The organism is Pseudidiomarina atlantica (genome assembly GCF_000753735.1).
Classification (GTDB): domain Bacteria; phylum Pseudomonadota; class Gammaproteobacteria; order Enterobacterales; family Alteromonadaceae; genus Pseudidiomarina; species Pseudidiomarina atlantica.
In genome coordinates this window covers 1-2,571 of record NZ_JPIN01000030.1, presented here as the reverse complement: position 1 = coordinate 2,571, position 2,571 = coordinate 1, and the positions used below count along the sequence as shown (strand labels likewise).

Genomic DNA, 2,571 nt, shown 5'->3' with positions numbered 1-2,571 from the left:
AGACTCAATTTGTGCGGTGATTGACATTGAGATAATCCTGACTATGAAATGCTGTGTTGATTAAATATACATCTTTAATTGCCCAATGTACATGATCATTGATGTCAGGATTGTTTGATCCACCTAACCAATTATTTGGGTAAGGGTAAGACGGTGGCTGTAAATACTTCTAAAGACTCGAGATGCGTACTTTTACCTATGTCGAGTCTATCGACGCAACAGGATTGTTTGTCGATTATTTCGTGTTTTATCGACATGAAAGGCCGTTGGATGAAGTAAAAATATTTGGGTCATATTCTGCATTTTTTCGCTATTATTCAACTTTCCCCCTAAAATTGCTTCGATTCTTAGGGGGATTACAGCGATCCCGAACTGGGAAAAGTTGAAACTCGGTTTATTTAGATAAAATATCAACTAAAGTTATGGTAAGGCCTGATTTTTCCCGACTCTTTTAAGGTCACAAGACACTCTACGAGTGGGCTGTATTATTTGATGGGATAGTTACACTGGAACGTTAATACTTGATGTCTTGAGAGGGAAAATGTAATCCTCAACTTAATTAGAAACTATCAAAGATAATCCACCTTACTGTGAATGAGTGTCCTGAAACGAATGGACTCTTCATACAAATTCACGATTTAAATTAGAAAGTGTGGGACGACATGGCAAAATATGAAGTAAAGCAAACAGCGATCAGTCAAATTCTTGCTGATGTTCGTAGCGATAAAATAGCAATTCCGGAACTACAACGACCATTTGTTTGGAAAACATCTCAGGTCAGGGACTTAATTGACTCACTTTACAACGGTTATCCGGTTGGTTATCTGATAACGTGGCAATCTGTTGGCGCCAAATTAAAGGGGGGAGCTGTCGCAGCACATCAACAAATACTAATCGATGGCCAACAACGAGTAACAGCGTTGAGGGCCGCAATTGCGGGACAAACGGTGATTGGTAACCGTTATGAAAAAAAGCGGATCGCTATTTCGTTTAATCCTGTAACGGAAGAGTTTGCGACGAGAACGCCAGCGATTACCAATAGCTCCCAATGGATTCACGATATTAGTGAGTTTTTTTCCGGTTCCAGTCAGCTGAGCTTTCTGAGAAATTATTTCGCTAAAAATCCAGATGTTGATCAAGACCAAGTTGAACAAGCCTCGGCGAGACTCGCCGCTGTTGAGCATGCGCAAGTAGGTGTCATTTCATTGGCAGACGATTTGGATGTAGAAACGGTTGCAGAGATCTTCGTTCGGATCAATGCCAAAGGTGTTCCGCTATCAAGTGCTGATTTTGTAATGAGTAAAATTGCCACGTACGGCAATGAAGGGCGCAATCTTCGGAAGCTAATTGATTATTTCTGTCACCTGACGGTCTCTGGGCACGCATTTGATGATATTAAAGAGAACGATGAAGAGTTCGCAAAATCGGAGCATATTAGGAAAATTCAGTGGTTAAGTAATCAAACGGACGAGTTATTTCAACCTGACTATACCGATGTCATTCGTATTGCCGGTCTAGTTGGATTTAGTCGTGGTAAAGCCGGAGCAATTGTTAGTGAGCTATCCGGGCTTGACCCACAAACGAGAAAAATTGATGAAAATCTTATTCCAGCCGCGTATTCTCGTTTTGCGGAAGCATTAGATCTACTTGTGAGTAAGACGCATCTCGAGCGATTTGTAATGATGATCAAGTCTGCTGGGTATATCGATGCCAGCATGATTGGGTCAAAGAATGCATTGAATTTCGCATATGCACTTTACCTGCGCCTTCGGTTGGACGATCAGCTGAATGAGGGAGAGAGAGCAAGAATTGTAAAACGCTGGTTCGTTATGACATTACTGACCGGAAGAGCCGTGGGAAGCTTTGAATCCACGTGGGAAACTGACTTACGTCGTATTAAGGACCACGGTGCGGAACAATACTTACGCACTCTTGAAGCCTCAGTTCTAAGTGATAGTTTTTGGGATGTAACTTTAGTTCAGGAGCTCGAGTCACCAAGCAAGCGTAGTCCTGCATTCCAAACATATTTAGCAGCAAGAGTTGCAAAAGGAGGGCGGGGATTCCTTTCAAAGTCGATTAATATCGCACAGATGATCGAGGGGCATGGCGATATGCACCACATAATTCCCAAGAATCACCTTATTCGTCATGGATTCCCGAAACAGGGAGATTACAACCAGATTGCAAACTTTGCGTTGACAGAAACAGCAATCAACATCGCGATTAAAGACCTACCACCGAAAGAATACATGTTAATGGTTCTTGAACAGATTGAATCCGGAAATTTAAGACTTGGCGAAATTTGTGATCGAGAAGATTTACAGAGAAATTTAGCCGAAAATGCTATTCCTGAGCTCATATTCAATACTACCGCAGAAAATTACAAAGAGTTCCTAGCGGGACGCCGTTTTTTAATGGCAACAATGATCAAAGAGTATTATGACAGCCTTTGATCTTAAAGATGAGAAAACTTATACATGATTGTCTTCAATCTATTTAAAACTCAATGGCGGCAAGGTGTCTAGCAAATCAGTGTCGATTCAGCTAGGTTATCTCACCCAGCGCAGCAAG

Annotated in this window: 1 protein-coding gene; it reads left to right on the top strand. The window is 41.6% G+C overall.

Annotated elements, in window-relative coordinates; translation table 11 throughout:
• Positions 1 to 662 precede the first annotated feature (662 nt).
• Positions 663 to 2,453, top strand: coding sequence for a GmrSD restriction endonuclease domain-containing protein (locus tag IDAT_RS12755; protein ID WP_034734392.1), 1,791 nt, complete (start codon positions 663 to 665; stop codon positions 2,451 to 2,453).
• The last annotated feature ends 118 nt before the right edge of the window (positions 2,454 to 2,571 follow it).

Coding starts and splice junctions, on each gene's coding strand:
- IDAT_RS12755 (WP_034734392.1), top strand. CDS start 663: ATGGCAAAATATGAAGTAAAGCAAACAGCGATCAGTCAAATTCTTGCT.